This window comes from Paenibacillus nicotianae, assembly GCF_042681745.1.
GTDB lineage: Bacteria > Bacillota > Bacilli > Paenibacillales > Paenibacillaceae > Saccharibacillus > Saccharibacillus nicotianae.
The window spans coordinates 483,567-502,770 of record NZ_JBHUGF010000010.1; the positions used below are offsets into that span (position 1 = coordinate 483,567).

Annotated in this window: 18 protein-coding genes; 16 read left to right on the top strand and 2 right to left on the bottom strand. The window is 34.6% G+C overall.

Annotated elements, in window-relative coordinates:
- Positions 1–64 precede the first annotated feature (64 nt).
- The 12 genes from ACFSGI_RS06305 to murI all read left to right on the top strand — a co-directional run bounded on the left by ACFSGI_RS06305 (position 65) and on the right by murI (position 13,256).
- Positions 65–1,804 (top strand): ABC transporter ATP-binding protein, encoded by a 1,740-nt coding sequence (locus tag ACFSGI_RS06305; protein ID WP_379282720.1) that lies wholly within the window; start codon positions 65–67, stop codon positions 1,802–1,804.
- Between the two features lie 32 nt (positions 1,805–1,836).
- Positions 1,837–3,663 (top strand): ABC transporter ATP-binding protein, encoded by a 1,827-nt coding sequence (locus ACFSGI_RS06310; RefSeq protein WP_204823322.1) that lies wholly within the window; start codon positions 1,837–1,839, stop codon positions 3,661–3,663.
- A gap of 38 nt (positions 3,664–3,701) precedes the next feature.
- Complete coding sequence (locus tag ACFSGI_RS06315) at positions 3,702–4,619, top strand: ACP S-malonyltransferase (protein WP_204823323.1); 918 nt, start codon at positions 3,702–3,704, stop codon at positions 4,617–4,619.
- 45 nt (positions 4,620–4,664) lie between these two features.
- A complete protein-coding gene (locus ACFSGI_RS06320; protein WP_204823324.1) occupies positions 4,665–6,455 on the top strand; it encodes an amino acid adenylation domain-containing protein in 1,791 nt (596 codons plus the stop codon).
- Between the two features lie 105 nt (positions 6,456–6,560).
- Positions 6,561–6,728, top strand: a complete 168-nt coding sequence (locus ACFSGI_RS06325) for a hypothetical protein (protein WP_204823325.1) — start codon at positions 6,561–6,563, stop codon at positions 6,726–6,728.
- 463 nt (positions 6,729–7,191) lie between these two features.
- A complete protein-coding gene (locus ACFSGI_RS06330; protein WP_204823326.1) occupies positions 7,192–7,806 on the top strand; it encodes a hypothetical protein in 615 nt (204 codons plus the stop codon).
- A 224-nt stretch (positions 7,807–8,030) separates the two neighbouring features.
- Entirely contained in the window at positions 8,031–8,810 is a 780-nt protein-coding gene (locus tag ACFSGI_RS06335; RefSeq protein ID WP_204824922.1) for an amino acid ABC transporter substrate-binding protein, read from the top strand.
- Between the two features lie 147 nt (positions 8,811–8,957).
- A complete protein-coding gene (locus tag ACFSGI_RS06340) occupies positions 8,958–9,617 on the top strand; it encodes an amino acid ABC transporter permease (protein WP_204823327.1) in 660 nt (219 codons plus the stop codon).
- A 15-nt stretch (positions 9,618–9,632) separates the two neighbouring features.
- Positions 9,633–10,379, top strand: a complete 747-nt coding sequence (locus tag ACFSGI_RS06345; protein ID WP_379282725.1) for an amino acid ABC transporter ATP-binding protein — start codon at positions 9,633–9,635, stop codon at positions 10,377–10,379.
- Between the two features lie 98 nt (positions 10,380–10,477).
- A complete protein-coding gene (locus tag ACFSGI_RS06350) occupies positions 10,478–11,233 on the top strand; it encodes an SDR family NAD(P)-dependent oxidoreductase (RefSeq protein WP_204823328.1) in 756 nt (251 codons plus the stop codon).
- Positions 11,234–11,338: 105 nt separating this feature from the next.
- Positions 11,339–12,358 (top strand): alpha/beta hydrolase, encoded by a 1,020-nt coding sequence (locus ACFSGI_RS06355; RefSeq protein WP_204823329.1) that lies wholly within the window; start codon positions 11,339–11,341, stop codon positions 12,356–12,358.
- 112 nt (positions 12,359–12,470) lie between these two features.
- Positions 12,471–13,256, top strand: coding sequence for a glutamate racemase (gene murI / locus ACFSGI_RS06360; protein ID WP_204823330.1), 786 nt, complete (start codon positions 12,471–12,473; stop codon positions 13,254–13,256).
- A 168-nt stretch (positions 13,257–13,424) separates the two neighbouring features.
- Here the strand turns inward: murI and ACFSGI_RS06365 are convergent, their stop codons facing one another.
- Positions 13,425–13,856: a hypothetical protein gene (locus tag ACFSGI_RS06365; protein ID WP_204825044.1), complete on the bottom strand. Its 432-nt coding sequence runs from the start codon at positions 13,854–13,856 to the stop codon at positions 13,425–13,427.
- Between the two features lie 211 nt (positions 13,857–14,067).
- On the opposite strand from ACFSGI_RS06365, the gene ACFSGI_RS06370 reads away from it, so the two are divergent.
- A complete protein-coding gene (locus tag ACFSGI_RS06370; protein WP_204823331.1) occupies positions 14,068–16,344 on the top strand; it encodes a glycoside hydrolase family 3 C-terminal domain-containing protein in 2,277 nt (758 codons plus the stop codon).
- Between the two features lie 183 nt (positions 16,345–16,527).
- A complete protein-coding gene (locus ACFSGI_RS06375; protein WP_204824924.1) occupies positions 16,528–16,989 on the top strand; it encodes a GNAT family N-acetyltransferase in 462 nt (153 codons plus the stop codon).
- Positions 16,990–17,081: 92 nt separating this feature from the next.
- Here the strand turns inward: ACFSGI_RS06375 and ACFSGI_RS06380 are convergent, their stop codons facing one another.
- Positions 17,082–17,819, bottom strand: coding sequence for an MBL fold metallo-hydrolase (locus tag ACFSGI_RS06380; protein WP_204823332.1), 738 nt, complete (start codon positions 17,817–17,819; stop codon positions 17,082–17,084).
- Between the two features lie 340 nt (positions 17,820–18,159).
- On the opposite strand from ACFSGI_RS06380, the gene ACFSGI_RS06385 reads away from it, so the two are divergent.
- Both ACFSGI_RS06385 and ACFSGI_RS06390 read left to right on the top strand, forming a co-directional pair.
- The gene (locus tag ACFSGI_RS06385; protein WP_204823333.1) at positions 18,160–18,714 is read left to right on the top strand and encodes a copper amine oxidase; all 555 of its coding nucleotides are present in this window, start codon (positions 18,160–18,162) and stop codon (positions 18,712–18,714) included.
- 164 nt (positions 18,715–18,878) lie between these two features.
- Positions 18,879–19,187, top strand: a complete 309-nt coding sequence (locus ACFSGI_RS06390) for a DUF1292 domain-containing protein (RefSeq protein ID WP_069329002.1) — start codon at positions 18,879–18,881, stop codon at positions 19,185–19,187.
- Positions 19,188–19,204 lie beyond the last annotated feature (17 nt).

Here is a 19,204-nt window from a genome sequence, read left to right on the forward strand (position 1 = left end):
TAAAGGAGGAGAAATAGTGACTATTAACATAGTAAAGAATATGAAAAGTTTACTAGTACTCGTGATGAAAAATGACAAAATTTATGTAGTAATTTCTTTACTATATATTTTGAGTAATTCTATTATTCCTTTTATCAATATTGTTTATTTTAAATATTTATTCGATGCGATTTATTTTAAATATGAATTCTCTTATATTACAAAAATTACTGTAATTACTTTAATCATAAATTTAGTAGCAACAAATATTCAAATCTATACAAAAAGTGCTATTACTCTTCGTTCCAAATGGCTTTTAGTACCTTTAACATCAATATTTTGCAAGAAGTCTATTGAAATGGATTATCAATATACAGAAGATCAATCGATTATTCAAGAAATGAATAGAGCCAAATTTATTTTAGCTAATGGTGATAATTTGGAGTTATATTTAGCAGCCGTTAATGGAATATTTATTGCATTGTTACAATTGATTTTTATTGCTATTTTAGCAACTACAATTAATCCTTTGATTATTTTGATTGTATTAACAGTAGCCATAATGAATAGCATCGTTAACTCAAAAATAGAAAAGAAAAATTATTATTTGCATAAAGAATCTCTTCCGGTAGATACAAAGTGGAGATACATTATTAATTTAGCAAACGATTTAAAATATGCGAAAGAAGTTAGACTATTTAGTTTAAAAAAATTCATTATAGACAAAGGTGATACTAACAGAAAAGAATATTTTGGATTTGTAGATGCTATTCATAACAATGAGAAAAAAGGGTTGTTACTAAATGTAGGTATGAATATTATGCAAGAAATTTCTGTAATGCTACTCCTTGTGTATTCTGTCATTTTTAAAGGTGTAACGATTGGTAATTTTAATGCTTTGGTTAGCGCTACAGGACAGTTCAATAATAGTTTTATTCGATTTTTTGATCATATTTTAAATTTGTATACTATTAATCATTATGTTAACGATTTTTTTGAATTTTTAAATCGTAAAAGCAACCTACAAGAATCTTCTGAAAATATAAAGTTAGATGTAAATCAAGAGGCTAAACGATTTGAATGTAGGAATGTTTGTTTTCATTATCCTAATGATTCAAGACTAATTTTGAAAAACATTAATCTAATTATAGAACCTGGTGAATGTCTTGTGATCGTTGGTGAAAATGGAGCTGGTAAAACAACATTAATTAAATTATTGATGAGGCTATATGATGTCACATCTGGAGAAATTTTGTATAACAATATTAATATTAAAGACTATAACTATAACGACTATATGAGAATTCTATCGACTGTGTTTCAAGATTATAAAATATTTGCTACAAGTGTATATGAGAATATTACTTTCAAAACTCCTCAAGAAAAAGATTATGAGCTACATTCTTTATTGGAACAGAATCAATTGTTGAAAAAAATAAATTCAATGCCTTATCAAGAAAAAACAATTTTATCTAGAGAATTCGATAGTGATGGTGTGGAATTATCAGGTGGTCAATCCCAAAGGATCGCTTTTTGTAGAGCACTTTATAAAAAGAGTCCAATCATTATTTTAGATGAGCCTAGTGCAAGTTTGTCGCCTGTTGCTGAAAATGAGCTATATATACAATTTGCGAAAATAATTAAAAATAAAACGACTATTTTTATTTCTCATCGTTTAAGTAGTTCCACCATTAGTGACAAAATCTGTGTATTGGATAATGGGGAAATTATTGAATATGGAACTCATATAGAATTATTAAATAAAAATGGAATATACAAAAATATGTATGAATTACAATCTAAATATTATAAGGATATAGTATAAATTTTGTATAACATGATCAGGAGGTGAAAGAGTTGGGAATACAAAACAAAGTAAAAGAGATGCTTGTTTATTTTAAGAATATTTATCATTTATATAAAAAAATATGGGGACAAGATAAATCGTATGTAATAAACAGTATATTAATTATATTTGTAAAAGCATTGTATCCGTTTAACAGAATTTTATTTTTAAAATTGATTATAGACGAATTGGCCGGAAATCTTAGATGGACTTCTGCACTTATTTATGTGATATCGATGTGCACGATTGAACTCATCTTACGTTCATTTGATTCTATTTTTTGGACATATGAGCAAAAAAAAATATTGAGATTTAAATCTATTTTTTTGAAAGAACTTAGTATGAAAACCATGGATTTATCTTATGAACAAATAGATAATCCATATTTACATGATCATAAACAAAAAGCAATGGCTATCTTTTATCCAGGACAAGCACAGTTTATGGATCTGAAAAACACACTCATCGATTCCAAACAATTAGTTGCTTATGTATTACAGCTTATTGGAGTCATTATTATTTTTCTTACGATAACACCATATGTATTTTTAGTTTTGTTCATTATTTATTTGATCAGTATTGTTTTGAATATAATAGCTGCAGATAAAGAATTTAATGTTTGGAGTCATTCATTAGTTAATATTGGTCGTCGAGTAGGCTATTATCAAGAATTAGCTACAGATTTTACGTATGCAAAAGAAATGAGAACAAATATATTGGGGCAATGGGTAGTCGATAAAATGTACTATTATTTTGATACGATGAAAAGTGGTGTGAATAAAGCTGTCAATGTATTTACTATAATGAATATTATTTCTAATACATTACAGATCACTCTTAACGGAGCAGTTTATTTTTATATAGCTTGGCTTGCGTATACAGGCTTTATACCATTATCAGATGTAATTGTATATATCAATAGTTTGGGTGTTTTTGTAACTGTACTTGCAGGGATCTCGACTTGTTTGATATCACTTCAGAAAGCAGGCATGCATTTATCTACCTATTTTAAATATTTAACAACAGTGAGTCATACGAAATCAATTGAGGACAACGCTAATATAGTATTAGATACAACTACCTTTACAGTAGAATTTATTAATGTTTATTTTAAATATCCAGAACAAGATCATTATGCTATCAAAAATCTAAATTTAACGATTTATCCTAATGAAAAAATCGCTATTGTAGGAGAAAATGGAGCAGGAAAAACGACTTTTATCAAACTTCTATTGCGATTTTATAAGCCAACTAAAGGACAAATATTAATTAACGGAATAGATATTCAAAATATCAGTATGGATAACTATATGAAAAATATAACAGCTGTTTTTCAGGATTTTAATATATTAAATTATCCTTTAATTGAAAACTTTGTTTTTGATCATGCTTATGAAGAGAATACGATAAAAGAGATTATACATAATCTCAATCTTGAAAAGACAGTTAATCATTTACCAAACGGCTTGTATACAGAATTAGGTCGGCTTTTTGACCATAAAGGTATAGAACTTTCAGGAGGGCAAAAACAAAAATTAGCTATAGCACGTGCACTTTTCAAAAATTCGCCTTTTGTTATTCTAGATGAACCTACTGCGATGTTATCACCCCAAGCAGAATACGAAATATACACTAATTTTGCTAAGTTAACTCAAGATAAAACAACCGTTTATATATCACATCGAATGTCCAGTTGTCGATTTTGTGATCGTATTATTGTAATGGAATTAGGTGAAATAGTAGAGTCGGGAAATCATGAAGAACTAATAAAAAAAGAAGGTGAATATTATAAATTATATAATATTCAAGCAGAATTTTATAAAACATTAGATGATTAAGTTGCTATTTTAAATTAAAGATGAGGAGGCGAATTTTCATGAATAAGGTATCGCAAATTGCTTGCTTATTTGGTGGACAAGGTACTCAGTATATAGGAATGGGAAAAGAATTTTATGATTTAGATGAAGATTGTCGTCAGATTTTTAAAATAGCGAGTCAAGTCATGAATTACGATATGGCGGAATTATGTTTTTATGGAGAAGAAGAACAATTTACAAAGACTACATTCTCATTACCTAGTATGCTCACTATTGATCTATGTGCTTATATTTTAGGTATCAAACAGGGTTTTTCTTTTACGGCATTAGCAGGGTTTTCATTGGGAGAATATGCAACTTTAGCCGCAGCTGAAGTTGTATCTACAGCTGAAGCTTTTGAAATTGTAAAGATACTTATTGAATCTTCTGAATCTGTTTTACAACAAGGCTCATATGGAATGATGGCTGTAAACGCTTCTAGTGAAACCTGCCAACATATTTGCGATCGTATTGAAAAAGGTGAAGTGGCAATTGCTAATTATACTTCCAAAAAGCAAATGAGTCTTGCGGGTGATATTGAAGGTTTAAATGCTTTTAAGGATATTGCCAATGAATTTGAGATAAAAACGATCCCTATTCATGTTAATCGTCCTTTCCATAATCGATTGATGAAGCCTGCTGCAGATATATTAGAAAAACAATTAGAACACTTTAAATTCTTAGATCCAAAATTACCTATATATATGAATGTTGATGGAAAAAAAGTAGATCAAGGAGATAAAATTAAATCTAACATTATCAAGCAACTTTATTCACCAGTAAAATGGACACAAACGCTTGAGAATATGTTTACTGCAAATATAGATACTTATGTAGAATGTGGATTGAAAAGTGTTCTATCTCGAACTGTACGCGATACAATTAATATTGATAGAAAAAATACTATTTTTTTGAGTGCAAATGTTATAACAAGTTGAATATACACTTAATGTAAAAAAATAAAAAAGACTGAGGTGATGATATTGAATTTTATTTCCAAACAAGTCACACTTAATAGTTTATTTGAAAGTACTGCCAAACGTATTCCTCATAGTATAGCTATTCAATGCAAAGATCAAAGTATTACTTATCATGAATTATTTATAAAGGTCGACCATATTGCTCAGATAATGCGAAAGGAAAATGTAGTACCCAAAGATGTTGTTGCGATAATGATGACAAGGTCTATAGATATGATCGTAGGTATACTTGCTATCTTAAAAATAGGAGCTACGTATCTTCCTATTGATCCAGAATATCCTGACGAAAGAATAAAAATGATGTTAGAGGATAGTGGAACAATCTTAATATTAACTAATATAACTTTGATAGATAAAATAAATTTTGTGAAGATAGGCTATATAGATAAATGGTATCAAACAGTAGTCGAACAACATACCCCTCTTTTAACAGAAATAATGCCTAATGACATAGCTTATCTTATATATACATCAGGTTCTACAGGAAAACCTAAAGGCGTTATGATTGAACATCAATCTATTGTGAATCTGATTGAAGGTATAACCCAATCTATTCAATTTTCAGAAAGTAAAAAAATATTAGCATTAACTACTGTATCGTTTGATATATTTTTAATAGAAGCTTTACTCCCATTAACTACTGGAACAATTATAATAATTGCAGGTGAGGATGTACAAAAAAATCCAAAGTTAATTGCTGATATCCTTTCTAAGGAACATATCGATATGCTTCAAATGACTCCATCAATGATGCAGTTACTCATTAATTATAATCCGGATCTAGAAAGTCTTAGAAACTTAAAAGAGCTTATGATTGGCGGAGAATTTTTCCCAGATTCTTTATTTGCTAAAATCAAAAATACAATAAATGCTAAGATTTATAATATGTATGGTCCTACTGAAACAACAGTATGGTCTACAATAAGTGATTTGACAGGAAAAGAAAAAGTAGATATTGGGAAACCCATACAAAATACACAACTTTTTGTGATCGATGAAAATAACATATTAGTTCAAGAAGAGGAAGAAGGGGAACTTTATATAGGGGGTATAGGTCTAGCGAGAGGATACTTAAATAGATCTGATCTTACTCAAGAGAGATTTATACATTATCCATCAATATCAGATACAAGATTATATAAAACAGGTGATCAAGTTAAGCGTTTACCGAATGGGAATATCCAATATCTTGGCAGAATAGACAATCAAGTGAAGATCAGAGGGCATCGAATTGAAATAGAAGAAATAGAACAAATACTATTAAATTTTAAATCTATTGATCAAGTTGCCGTTTGTTCATGGAAAGATAAAAATAACCAATCTTATTTATGTGCTTACTATACATCAAATCAAGATTTATTATCATCAAGCTTTCGAGATTTTTTAGACCCGCTTTTACCCTATTATATGCATCCACTTCATTTTATAAGAATAGACAAAATTCCACAAACATTAAATGGGAAAATAGACAGAAAAAACCTACCAGATCCAGAACAATTATTAGATAATGTTCCCGCAAAATTAACAGATCATAAATCAAATGTAGATTTACAGGTTATAGAGATAATACAAAATAATTTAAATATTCCTTTTCCTATTGAAAATATAACAGGAGATCATACATTAGCTGATCTTGGACTCGACTCAATAACTTTCATTAAAATTATAATTTCAATCGAAGTAGAGTTTGAATTTGAATTTGAAGATCAGTATTTAAATATTAATCAATTTCCTAAACTATATACTTTAATTGCTTATATAGAAGATAGAAAATCTATCCAATCAAATTTATAGTTTAAAATATAATTAGCCTCAAAATTGTTTTAAAGTAAGTAAATCGGGGTCATATTAAATAAGCGTATCATTCAAGAGCGTATTAATTGATTTGGAGGAATTATGATGAACTTAGAATCTATCGTAACAACACCTGTAATGGAAACAGAAGATACAGAAAATAGCTTTGTGGCTCAAGTACATGCTATTTTGAAAAACCGTCAGAATTCCGATTTGGCTGTAAGAGGCAAAATTAGTGAATTGGTCAGCCGATATACAGCAACAACCAACTAAACTTCATACATGTATCTAACAACAACTATAAATCATACTATATATAAAAACAGGCTGAACGTTAGTGTTCGCCTGTTTTTTGATGTGTATATAGATAAACCATAGATAACAGATCCTTTAGATATATGTATGTGGAACGTAAAAAATGCCTTACAAACTATAATCGTAACCATTCAATCAAAACCGTAAAAAACCTATATATCCACAAGTATTCCAACAAAATAGCAGATAGGTTTACCATAACCAAAGAAAAAAAGAGTTTAATTTTTTGCTTAGAGTACATATTTTTGATAATAACTGTGCTTCTTTTGATTTGAATTGTAATTTAAAGGTTAAATCCTTGTATAGATTACATTTATTTGTATACGATGGTTGCTTAGTACATTTATTTTAAAGGTATCCACCTTGTCGAATAAACGATTTACTAGCCCAATCAATTCAACAAGAAAAGGGGTAGAATCTTATGCGTCAACAGCACCGATATGTCAATATGGATGTGCAGTACAATGACCAGATTCTTGATGTTAGTATTGTTTTTTATATGTATGGTAAGTTATCCAAATCGTATATTCGTTTTCGTTACAAAAAAGTAGATATCTTTGAATTATTTGATAGTAAAGAAGAAAATCATCAACAAGCGGTAAAAACCATCTGTGAATTGATTGATACGATCGGAGTAGAAACCTATAGAAAATTCGATCGTTCCATGGGCGAATTGAAACGTATCTACAGCAGACGCATTATTGTAGATAACAAAGTATATGCGAACTTTTATGAAAGTGAATTAAGTGTAGGCGAACGATTTATGTATAGCCGCGAAATCATGATGAACGACGGTAACCAATTAGAAGACCATTTGCTAATTGAAGACCGTGAAGATGTAGAATCCAAACAGCAAGTTCTGCGTAATTTGCGTCGCAAAGTTAAAAATTACTTTGAGGAAGTCGAAGTTCTACCACATCCTCAATATTTAAATACAAAATATAGTTTGGTGTATCAGGACATTACCGATTGGATGGAACAGAATATTCCTACTTATTATATTCAGCGTTTTATGAATGCACTGGAAGCCGTATAATAGCTATTCCAACAGCACCCCTAAGCGGGTGCTTTTTATATGTATTTTTACGATAGGCATTATGATTAGACGTTGAATACATAGTCACAAATGCTAAATAGCTAAATATCTTTTACTTCAGTGTTATGGCTCTCGACTTCGTTTCCATGCTATGTTATTATAGTGGTTCTGATAACGTGGTAACGAACTAAAGCGTTCGGTAAATTGTAAGGGGAGCGATAATGATGAAACAAAGAAAAATAGCAGGGTTAGTATTACTTTTTGGTATGGTTTTATTGGTATTAGCAGGATGTTCTAGTGGTGCTAACAAAGATGACAATAAGTTAGTGATCGGCATCGATGATAAATTTGCACCGATGGGATTTCGTGATGAACAAAATAATATTGTTGGTTTTGATATTGATTATGCCAAAGCCGCAGCCGCTAAAATGGGTAAACAAGTAGAGTTTCAACCGATAGATTGGTCTGCCAAAGAATCTGAATTAAATAGTGGTCGTATTGATCTGATCTGGAACGGATATACCATTACTGATGAGCGCAAACAAAAAGTACTATTTACAAAACCTTATCTTGCAAATAGTCAGGTGGTAGCTGTACTTGCTAACTCACCGATCACTACGTTTAACGATCTAGCTGGCAAAACAGTAGGCTTACAATCACTTTCTTCTGCTTCTGATGCATTAGCAGCCAATCCGATCAAAGCTCAACTGAAAGAAGTAAGTGAATTTCCAGATAACGTGCTAGCCTTGAGTGATCTCAAAAATGGTCGTCTAGATGCTGTTGTTATTGATGAAGTGGTTGCTCGTTATTATATGTCCAAAGAGCCAAATACTTTTAAATTACTAGATGAATCGTTAGCACCTGAAGAATACGGTATTGGTGTAAAGCAAGGAAATGAAGAACTGCTAAACAGCTTGCAAAAAGCACTGGATGAATTAAATAGCGATGGTACCGCTGCAAAAATTTCAACCACATGGTTTGGCGAAAATAAAGTGCTGAAATAACACCAATAAAGATGATGTATGACTGTTTTGTAAAATAGTACACCCCATATAAAGTCATTCGAAAACCGGTTGGGTGATACAACTCGGTTTTCTTTTGTAAAGAGCAAGACTTGAATTCAAAATGTTGAGATGTAGGAGTCGAATATGATGAGTGTAGATTACTTATTACAGATTATAGGCCCGATGCTAGAAGGTGCTAAAAATACAATTATGCTATTTTTGATTGCTATTGTGCTTTCGATTCCGTTAGGATTTGGGATTACATTGTTAGCTAATAGCAGTATCAAATTATTATCATGGATAGCCCATACGTTTATTTATATTACTCGCGGAACACCATTGCTATTGCAATTGCTTTTTTTCTGCTTTGGATTACCGATGTTGCCGATTATTGGGGACTATCTGGTATTTGATCGTTTTGTAGCTGCAGGGCTTGCTTTTGTATTAAATTATGCAGCTTATTTTGCAGAGATTTTTAGAGGTGGATTATTGTCGATTGATAAAGGGCAACATGAAGCTGCGCAGGTGCTTGGACTGAGCAAATGGCAAACGATGACCAAAGTTATTATTCCGCAAATGATTCGGGTAGCATTACCTGCACTTGCCAATGAATCGATTACACTGGTCAAAGATACGGCGTTATTGTATGCCGTAGCCGTACCAGAACTGCTTCACTTTGCACAAACAGCAGTCAATCGTGATTTTACAATCACTCCATTTGTATTAGCCGGTATTATTTATCTATTAATGACATTAGTATTGACGTTGCTGTTCAAAGGATTAGAACGTCGATTTAAATTTGAATAAAAGGAATGTCTATCTATGACAATGATCGAAGTACAACAACTCAAAAAAAGTTTTGGCGATTTAGAAGTGTTAAAGGGTGTTAATTTTACTGTGGAACCTGGAGAAGTGGTTGCGATTATCGGACCTTCTGGCTCAGGCAAAAGTACGATGTTACGCAGTCTTATTCATCTCGAAGAAGTGAATAGTGGCAGTATTTTATTTCAAGGACAAGCATTAGTCGAGAACGGCAAATATGCAACTGCTAGCAATATCAAAAAAATAACATCACGTATGGGAATGGTTTTTCAGCACTTTAATTTATTTCCGCATTTGACGGTACAGCAGAATTTGGAATTAGCTCCCAAAGCGGTCAAAAAAGAAAGTGTAGCTGATATTCGCAAACGCAGTGAAGTGATTTTGAACAAAGTAGGATTGCTGGATAAAGCAAATGTTTTGCCAGCTAATCTGTCTGGTGGTCAGAAGCAAAGGGTAGCGATTGCTAGAGCATTAATGCTTAATCCTGATATTTTATTATTTGATGAACCGACTTCAGCGCTTGATCCAGAATTAACAGGGGAAGTATTACGAGTGATGCAACAACTAGCACAAGAAAAAATTACGATGGTCGTTGTAACTCATGAAATGAATTTTGCTAGAGATGTCGCTGATCGGGTGATTTTTATGGATAAAGGTGAGATTGCTGAATCCGGTACTCCACAACAGATTTTTGGAAATCCTCAATTAGACCGTACCAAAGCTTTTCTTAATCGTGTAGAAAAATAAAAATCAGTCTATACTAAGAGTATAAATACTTGTAAGTAGGTCTGATATCAGCATGCGATGATGCTATGTATTCAGAATACTTCTGATGGAGGAATCGAATGAATACACAATCAAAAGTAGCTATTATTACAGGAGCTGGAAGTGGTCTTGGTCAAGCAGCAGCAATCAAATTAAGCGATAACGGAGTAATTGTAGTCGTTGTCGATATCTCTGAACATGCTGGTCAAGAAACAGTATCTATGATCGAAGCCAAAGGTGGAACAGCACTCTTTATCGCGGCTGATGTTAGTCAAGCACCACAGGTAGAACATTTTGTTCAGCAAACGGTAGCTACCTTTGGGCGTATTGATATGTTTTTTAACAATGCAGGCATTTCAGGACCGGGGCTCAAGTTAGCAGATCATAGTATAGAGCAATTTGATCAAATTATTAATATTAATTTGCGCGGAGCTTTTTACGGGATGAAATATGTGATTCCTGAAATGCTCAAAACAGGTGGCGGTTCTATCGTCAATACCGCTTCTACAGCAGGTGTAGTAGGTGTACAGACCGTGGGGCCTTACGCCGCTAGCAAACATGGCATTATCGGCTTAACACGTACAGCAGCGATTGAATACGGCAAAGATCATATTCGTGTAAATGCGATTGCACCGGGTACGATTGAGACACCAATGGTAGCTGAATTTGGTAGACAGAATCCAGAAACGATGAAAGCGACAGTAGATAGTATTCCTTCTGGACGTTTGGGTAGACCGGAAGAAATTGCGAATCTGGTAGCTTTCTTATTAGGTGATGAAGCTCCTTATATTAACGGCGCTGTATACTCAATCGATGGTGCTGTAACAGCGCAATAAGATAGAATAGGTTATCGCGTTAGAATTTGGTACAATACGTATGCAAGAACCCTTGAATAATCATTTCAAGGGTTTTTCTTATTTGAGAGTATAGGAGCTGAAGACATGACTACACTAACATACACACGTCTTATTAATCGAACACTTGAAATTTTGGCAGAGAATAGCAGTCAAGAAGCTTATACTTATATAACCGAACATGCTCATGAAGTGAAAGGTAATGATGCACAAGTATATAATTTTCGTTATTCGTTAGCAGCGGCTTCAGGAATGAATACAGAAGCATTACAATTATTACAAGAAGCTATTTTGGAAAAAGGATACTGGTATTCTTCGACGTATTTATTGGAAGAAGAAGATTTGAAGTCTTTACGCGATCAAGATGAATTTCAGAAATTGGTAGAATTATGCGCGGAACGAGAAGCATTGGCGCGTGAAGAGTCTACACCTGAATTAAAAATTCTGTATCCAAACGATCAAGAAGATCATACGATAGCGCAGACGATTATTGCTTTACATGGTGATCAGGAAAATATAGAGATTGCAGAACCGTATTGGATCAGTCTGCTCGATCATCATTACCGGTTAGCTTTGCCTCAATCTTCGCAAATTTTGTTTACAGATGCCTATGAATGGGAAAATGTAGAGCAAGGTGTAGAAGAATTGAAATGGCATCTTAGTGATATTATGACAGAAGATGCACAGAGCCCGTCTACATCATCGCTCAAGCCTATTATAGGTGGATTTTCCGCAGGTGCGAGAGTAGCACTATATACTGCGATTCAAGAGCCTACAGCGTTCAGTGGCTTGATTTTGGTAGCACCCTGGTTACCACAAGCTTCAGAATGGGAAAAAGGGCTGGCAGGATTACAGGAAGCAGGAGTGAAGCTTTCGATTATGTGCGGAGAATGGGATGATGATTGTCTACCGGGAACGATGGAACTGATCGAAGCACTTCAAGAAGCTCATGTCGATTACCAGTATATTGAACTTCCTGAACTGGATCATGATTATTCTGAATCATTTGCTCAGTTATTGCACGAATCGGTCACTTATATTCAATCTATAGAACAAGAAAATGAAGATGAACTGAATCCTACAGAATCTACAGACAACAACGAATAATCTAAAATCATATCTCAAGTTTATTTTAAAAATGAATTCAAAAAAGTTATAATCATAGAACGACTTTATTACAAAGACAACAAGTTGCCGTCTTGAAAGAAGAGTGAATACATTGAAAATTGGAGTTTTTGACTCGGGGATTGGTGGATTAACTGTTTTACATGAAGTGCTCAAAGTGTTGCCAGCAGATGATTATCTATTTTACGCGGATACTCAACATGTTCCTTATGGTGAAAAGCCCAAAGATGAGGTACGTCAGTATATTTTTGATGCGGTAGATTATCTAGCAGCGCAACATATCAAAGCGCTGGTGATCGCTTGCAATACTGCAACCAGTATAGCGGTGAACGATCTACGTCAGCGTTATGACTTTCCTATTCTCGGCATTGAACCGGCGGTTAAGCCTGCTGTGCAGAACAGTATGATTAAGCACAAAAAAGTACTTGTATTAGCAACGACGTTAACATTACGAGAAGAAAAATTTCAAAATTTAGTACGTTCGATAGATACGGCTGATATTGTGGAAAGTTTGGCTTTGCCAGGGCTGGTACAACTCGCAGAAAAAAGACAATTTGCAGATGCAGAGGTACAGGCTTATTTACAACAAGCACTAGCAGGATTAGACCTGAATCAATATGGCACTATCGTATTGGGATGTACGCATTTTCCTTATTTTAAAGAGCATTTGCATCATTTCTTTCCTGAAGAAGTCGATATTATCGATGGTGGAGAAGGAACCGCACGCAATCTGTACCGAATTTTGCAACAACGTTCGCAGATTGGAGAAGGAACAGGTCAGATCAGCTATGTAGAATCAGGTGTGATTATCCAAGATTCCAAGCAACTAGATGCTTATGATCAATTGCTATTAAGATTGTCTGCTTCTTCTACATTTTAACTATTGCTCTATACAAATCAGCTAAAAAAGATATCAAAACAAAGCGCAGCCTTCAACTAGAAGCTGCGCTTTTTGCAATAAAAATATAGAGGATTAGAGTGAAATTGGAACATGTATGATTGAGATATAGCATTATAACAAGGATAAAAGTAATTGGCGCAGCGATGGTTATGAAACTTGCGTAGGAGAAGTAGAAGAAGCATTAGGCGTTGTACTGTGGCGAAAAGAACGGGTAGTGGTTATAGATATTGATTTACGTCTGGTCGCAGCAGGTCTAACAACAGACTTGGTTACAGCAGTAGAAGCTGGTTCATTAGCTTGGCGAACTGTAGCATCTGCAATAGCCGGAGATGCAGTATATCCAGCCAGACGAGGATGAAGCGGTTGAACAGGCTTAATCGTAGGCTTGAGCTTCGACTTCGCAGGTTGCCAGGCAAGAATCTGATCTTCACGAAATGTGCGTGGACTACCTGTACGTAGACAGTCAGCATACACTAGACCTTTACGAATATGCTTAATCTCGATGCGTCGCTGTGTTAGTTGATGAGAACGATCCATATATACAATTTCAACAATTTCGCCTATATATTTAGATAACATAGCATTACTCCTATCCGAACATTTGTTCTTATTTATATTCTTATTATATACGAACATACGTTTCTTTTTCAAGTATTATTTGTAGTTTTCAAAATAAGTACCAATTACATATGGATCGTACCATACCGCTTATAGATTTCAGTTTATGCTTATATTGGGTAAATGAGATAAAGAAAGTTTATTTTAGGTATAGCCATTGAAGGAGGACATTATGAAAACAGATATTCCACAACTACTATCTCAAATGACACTTGAAGAAAAAGCGAGTCTTTGTTCAGGTCTTGATTTCTGGAACACACAACCGATCGAACGTTTAAATATTCCGTCTGTAATGATGACAGATGGCCCGCATGGATTACGTAAGCAAGGTGAAGAAGCAGATCACTTGGGATTAAATGATAGTGTACCGGCTACTTGTTTTCCGTCAGCCGCAGGCATGGCTTCTTCTTGGAACCGCGATCTTATTCGTCAAGTAGGGGAAGCGCTAGGTCAAGAATCACAAGCGGAAAATGTTGCTGTTTTGCTTGGCCCCGGTACGAATATCAAGCGTTCCCCTTTATGTGGACGTAACTTTGAATACTTTTCGGAAGATCCGTATCTTTCTTCTGAATTAGCAGCTCATCATATTCAAGGCGTACAAAGTCAGGGTGTAGGTACATCACTCAAACACTTTGCCGCTAACAATCAAGAAGAGCGCCGGATGAGTGTAGACGCTATTGTCGATGAACGTACATTACGTGAAATTTATCTAGCTAGCTTTGAAGGAGCTGTAAAACAATCTCAGCCCTGGAGCGTTATGTGTTCGTATAACAAATTAAATGGAACGTATACCGGTGAAAATGAATTTCTTTTGACCAAAGTGTTACGTGAAGAATGGGGATTTGAAGGATTTGTTGTGTCCGATTGGGGCGCTGTAAATGAACGTGTAGACGGGCTACGAGCAGGTCTAGAACTTGAAATGCCTGCAAATAACGGTATCGGTGATGCCAAAATTGTCAAAGCTGTGCAAGAAGGACAATTGGATGAAAAAATCGTCGATCGAGCAGTTACGCGGGTATTGGAATTTATTTTCAAAGCAGTAGAGCAACGTCAACAAGATCCTTCATACGATGCGGACGAACACCATGCACTAGCCCGTAAGATAGGACAAGAAAGTATGGTTTTACTTAAAAATGAAGATCAACTCTTACCGCTTGCCAAACAAGGAAAGATTGCTGTAATCGGTGAATTTGCTCAAAATCCGCGTTACCAAGGTGGCGGTAGTTCCCATGTGAATCCGACACAACTGGATAAAGCTTTTGATGAAATTGTCAAACATGTCGGTGATCAAGGGCATGTATCTTATGCGGCCGGTTATGATCTGGATAGCGATGATATCAAAGAAGAATTAGTTCAAGAAGCTGTACAACTAGCAGCCCAGGCGGAAGTTGTGGTGTTATTTACAGGATTACCTGATCGCTATGAATCGGAAGGGTATGATCGGACGCATCTTCATATTCCGCAAAATCATCAATATTTAATCGAAGAACTTGCTAAAGTACAGCCTAATTTGATTGTTGTACTTAGTAATGGTTCGCCTGTTGTGATGCCATGGATCGGACATGCCAAAGCAATACTGGAAGGATACTTAGGTGGACAAGCATTTGGCGGTGCAGTTGCCGACTTATTATTCGGTGAAGTGAGTCCAAGCGGGAAATTAGCTGAAACGTTTCCTATGCAGTTAAGCGACAATCCATCTTTTTTGAATTTTCCGGGTGAACAAGATCGGGTAGAATATCGCGAAGGTATTTTTGTTGGCTATCGTTATTATGATACCAAGCAGATTAAGCCTTTGTTCCCATTCGGTTATGGATTAAGTTATACTTCATTTGAATATAGTGATCTTGTGGTTGATCGTGAGCAATACAGCGATCAAGATCAGGTAAAAGTAAGTGTGAAGATTACGAATACAGGTCAAGTCGCAGGCAAAGAAATTGTACAATTGTATGTTAAAGATAACGAGAGTATAGTGATGCGCCCAGAAAAAGAACTTAAAGGATTCTCGAAAGTACATCTACAAGCAGGCGAAAGTCAGACTGTACACTTTACACTCGATAAGCGTTCGTTTGCTTATTACAATGTAGAATTAGCAGACTGGCATGTCGAATCAGGAACATTCGAGATTCTTGTTGGTTCTTCTTCTCGTGATATTCGTGTACAACAATCGATTAACGTTCAATCCAGTGTAGAACTTCCACTGACGATTGATCGCAATACAACGATGGGTGATATTACGACTCATCCCAAAACCGAGCAATTGGCGAAAGAATTACTGGAACGTTCGGGCATGGGGCAATTATTTGATGCTAGCGATGATATGATGTCAGCAATGGTCAAAGGAATGCCGTTACGAGCAATGGTTAATTTCGGACAAGGGAAATATACAGAAGAAATGCTTGCACAAGATATCGAAAAGTTAAATCAAGCGTTTGTTTCTACTACATCATAAGCACAAGACAAAACAGCCTTTTTCGTTTAGAAAAGGGCTGTTTTTTTGTATCTTGCATAAAAGAGATTGTATAGTCTGCATATTAATTATGTATGATATCCTCATAACAGCCGTCTTTATCTTCTATTTCTATGATACAATTGTAAAGAGTACACAATGGGAAGATTGAAGGAGCAAAATAAAATGGCGATAGAAGTGATACGCGTACAAACTCAACAACAGTTAGAACAATGCTTGAATATTCGGAGACAAGTATTTGTTGTAGAGCAGAAAGTTCCTGAAAGCAGAGAAGTAGATGAGTATGATCAATTGCCAAATGATGGCGTAGCTTATCATTTTCTGTTACAAAAAGATGGCGAAAATATTGCAGCAGGTCGTATGATTCGTTATGAGAACGGAGCAGCTAAAATGCAACGTATTGCTGTATTGCCTGGCTATCGTAGAGGTGGATATGGTAAATCTATTCTTTTAGGTATGGAAAATTATGCGCGTCAAAATGGATTTGAAAAAGCTTTACTTGATTCTCAATGTCAAGCCGAAGGATTTTACAATAAAATGGGATATATCACAATTTCCGAAGAGCCTTTTGAAGATGCAGGTATTGCTCATGTTAGTATGAAAAAGCAACTTGTAGTTACTATCTAAATTCATATGATTGTTATGTATCATGGATAACATAGCAAAACCGCGCCAATCATATCTGGCACGGTTTTTTTTGTTGTTTTCAAAAAAACGAATTATCCCAATGTGTAAAATTGATGTTGCTCCAAAAAAGTCATCTCTTTGGTTTTGCCTATAAAATCTTCTTTGTCATCGTTATAATGCATCAACAAAATAGTAGAACGTACTTGTTCAGGTAAAGATAACAATTCATCTAAAGTCGCATGTACGATACCTGGAGGATGTAATTGACAATCATGCAAAATCGTTTTAACCCCGCGTTCGTATACTAAATGTTCCAATAGATGAGGGTGGAATTTCATATCTCCGCTATAAAAAATAGTTTCATTTACTAAAAACGAATAGCTATTCTTCCCATCAATATGTGGTGTCTGAATTAATTCAATATCTAATCCTTCTGTTAATGTGATCGGTTGTTCAGCCACGATCGGTCTTACATCAAACACATCTTCGATCCGTTCTATTCCTTCTTGCGTCATACCACCGGATAATGTGTGTTCCCACAAAGGACGTACTAATGTGCTTGCAATATATAAAACCGGTTTCCGATTATAGATAAATTTCATCTGAAATCCTAATTCTTCAAGACCACCTACATGATCTCCATGAATATGAGTAATCAGAATCGCATCAATTTCATTCACAGTTTTACCTAATTGATGTAACGCAAGCGGAGCTGTAATACCGCAATCCACCATTAGCGTATAGTCACCAACATGAATCAATGCATTATTATTATGATAATTTTTGGCAAAAGCATTACCTGTTCCTAGCATCTGTAGTTCAATAGACACAGTATTCCTCCTGTCTGTATGGTACATGAAATAAAGAGATATCTATCCAATGAGTAGACATTCTTCTTTCTTAATGTAACATGAATAGAAGCGAGAAGGGAAATACAGGAATTGAATATCGGCACCAAACAGATAAAGATACAACCGCGCACGATTGGTTTAATGATAGTTGGAACAATAATTGTAAGTGTCAAAAGGTTACAATTTTTTTACCGCAACTGAACGGGACTATTGGAGTATATATGTATAAGAAGATCAGCATAGAGATACAATGCTTTTATGATAAAGAGAGAATTGGAGTCGATAAGCTTTTTCTAAATACAAAAGGAGGGGTTCTTACGTGAATTGGAAAAGAGTTGCAGTCTGTGCATTAGCCTTTTTCTTAATGAGCAGTTCAGTGCTATTTGCAGATGCTGTAAGTCAAAAGATTAAAGTATGGATTAATGGAAGTGAGGTCAGTGATGGAGCTTACATGATCGATGGAAAGACGTATGTACCTTTACGCGAGATTCAAGGTCTGGTCGATTATGATAATGATGCCAAAACCGTCAAACTTACCAAACCTAACGTACATATCTTTTTATTCAAAAATGATACGGCGTTTGGCAACGTCAGTAAAGGAAAGCTTAAATTCAATGTATTTAGTCAGGTAGACAATTTACAAACTGATATTGTCGCTGTCAAAGTGGCTATTATTGATCCTTCAGGCAATCAAAAAGATATCCAAAGTCAGGATATTACGCAACAAAAAGATAACTTCTGGTTCCGCACATACGATTTCACATATGATTTTAATACCGCAGGCAAATATACGGTTGGATTCTATATGAAAAAGTCTAAAGCTAGCGATTATGTACTTGTCTCCCAAAAGGTCATTACAGCGCTAAATCAATAATCTTGAACAGATAGTATAGATGATCTAGAGAAGGTATGAATCTCAATTGACCTGTCTAGGGGAAAGTGGTAAGATACACAAGTATTATTTCATGAATGAAAGGTATTACACCTATTTATGAACCTAAATGACATTCAATTTTATGCCGAAAGTAGGTTATCCTAATGAGCGATAAACATGTACATGATGAAAATTGTAATCATGATCACGACCATGACCACGAAGCGGAAGAATATGTATTAACATTGACTGACGACGAAGGTAATGATGTAGAAATGGTTCTTGTTGAAACATTTGATGTTGGCGAGAAATTGTATGCACTTCTACTAGAGCGTGGCAATCCTGAAGCAGATGGTTACATCATGCGTCTGGAAGAAGAAGAAGACGGATTCGAATTGCAAAATATCGAAGACGAAAAAGAATGGGCTGCTGTAGAGAAAGCATACGGCGAGCTTATCGAAGAATCAGAATAAGATTCATCATAAATAAA

What these genes read in the sequence shown, in the direction of transcription:
- ACFSGI_RS06325 (WP_204823325.1), top strand. Translation starts at nt 6,561, where the DNA reads ATGAACTTAGAATCTATCGTAACAACACCTGTAATGGAAACAGAAGAT.
- ACFSGI_RS06335 (WP_204824922.1), top strand. Translation starts at nt 8,031, where the DNA reads ATGAAACAAAGAAAAATAGCAGGGTTAGTATTACTTTTTGGTATGGTT.
- ACFSGI_RS06305 (WP_379282720.1), top strand. Translation starts at nt 65, where the DNA reads ATGAAAAATGACAAAATTTATGTAGTAATTTCTTTACTATATATTTTG.
- ACFSGI_RS06390 (WP_069329002.1), top strand. Translation starts at nt 18,879, where the DNA reads ATGAGCGATAAACATGTACATGATGAAAATTGTAATCATGATCACGAC.
- ACFSGI_RS06355 (WP_204823329.1), top strand. Translation starts at nt 11,339, where the DNA reads ATGACTACACTAACATACACACGTCTTATTAATCGAACACTTGAAATT.
- ACFSGI_RS06315 (WP_204823323.1), top strand. Translation starts at nt 3,702, where the DNA reads ATGAATAAGGTATCGCAAATTGCTTGCTTATTTGGTGGACAAGGTACT.
- ACFSGI_RS06350 (WP_204823328.1), top strand. Translation starts at nt 10,478, where the DNA reads ATGAATACACAATCAAAAGTAGCTATTATTACAGGAGCTGGAAGTGGT.
- ACFSGI_RS06365 (WP_204825044.1), bottom strand. Translation starts at nt 13,856, where the DNA reads ATGTTATCTAAATATATAGGCGAAATTGTTGAAATTGTATATATGGAT.
- ACFSGI_RS06345 (WP_379282725.1), top strand. Translation starts at nt 9,633, where the DNA reads ATGACAATGATCGAAGTACAACAACTCAAAAAAAGTTTTGGCGATTTA.
- ACFSGI_RS06375 (WP_204824924.1), top strand. Translation starts at nt 16,528, where the DNA reads ATGGCGATAGAAGTGATACGCGTACAAACTCAACAACAGTTAGAACAA.
- ACFSGI_RS06370 (WP_204823331.1), top strand. Translation starts at nt 14,068, where the DNA reads ATGAAAACAGATATTCCACAACTACTATCTCAAATGACACTTGAAGAA.
- ACFSGI_RS06340 (WP_204823327.1), top strand. Translation starts at nt 8,958, where the DNA reads ATGAGTGTAGATTACTTATTACAGATTATAGGCCCGATGCTAGAAGGT.
- ACFSGI_RS06330 (WP_204823326.1), top strand. Translation starts at nt 7,192, where the DNA reads ATGCGTCAACAGCACCGATATGTCAATATGGATGTGCAGTACAATGAC.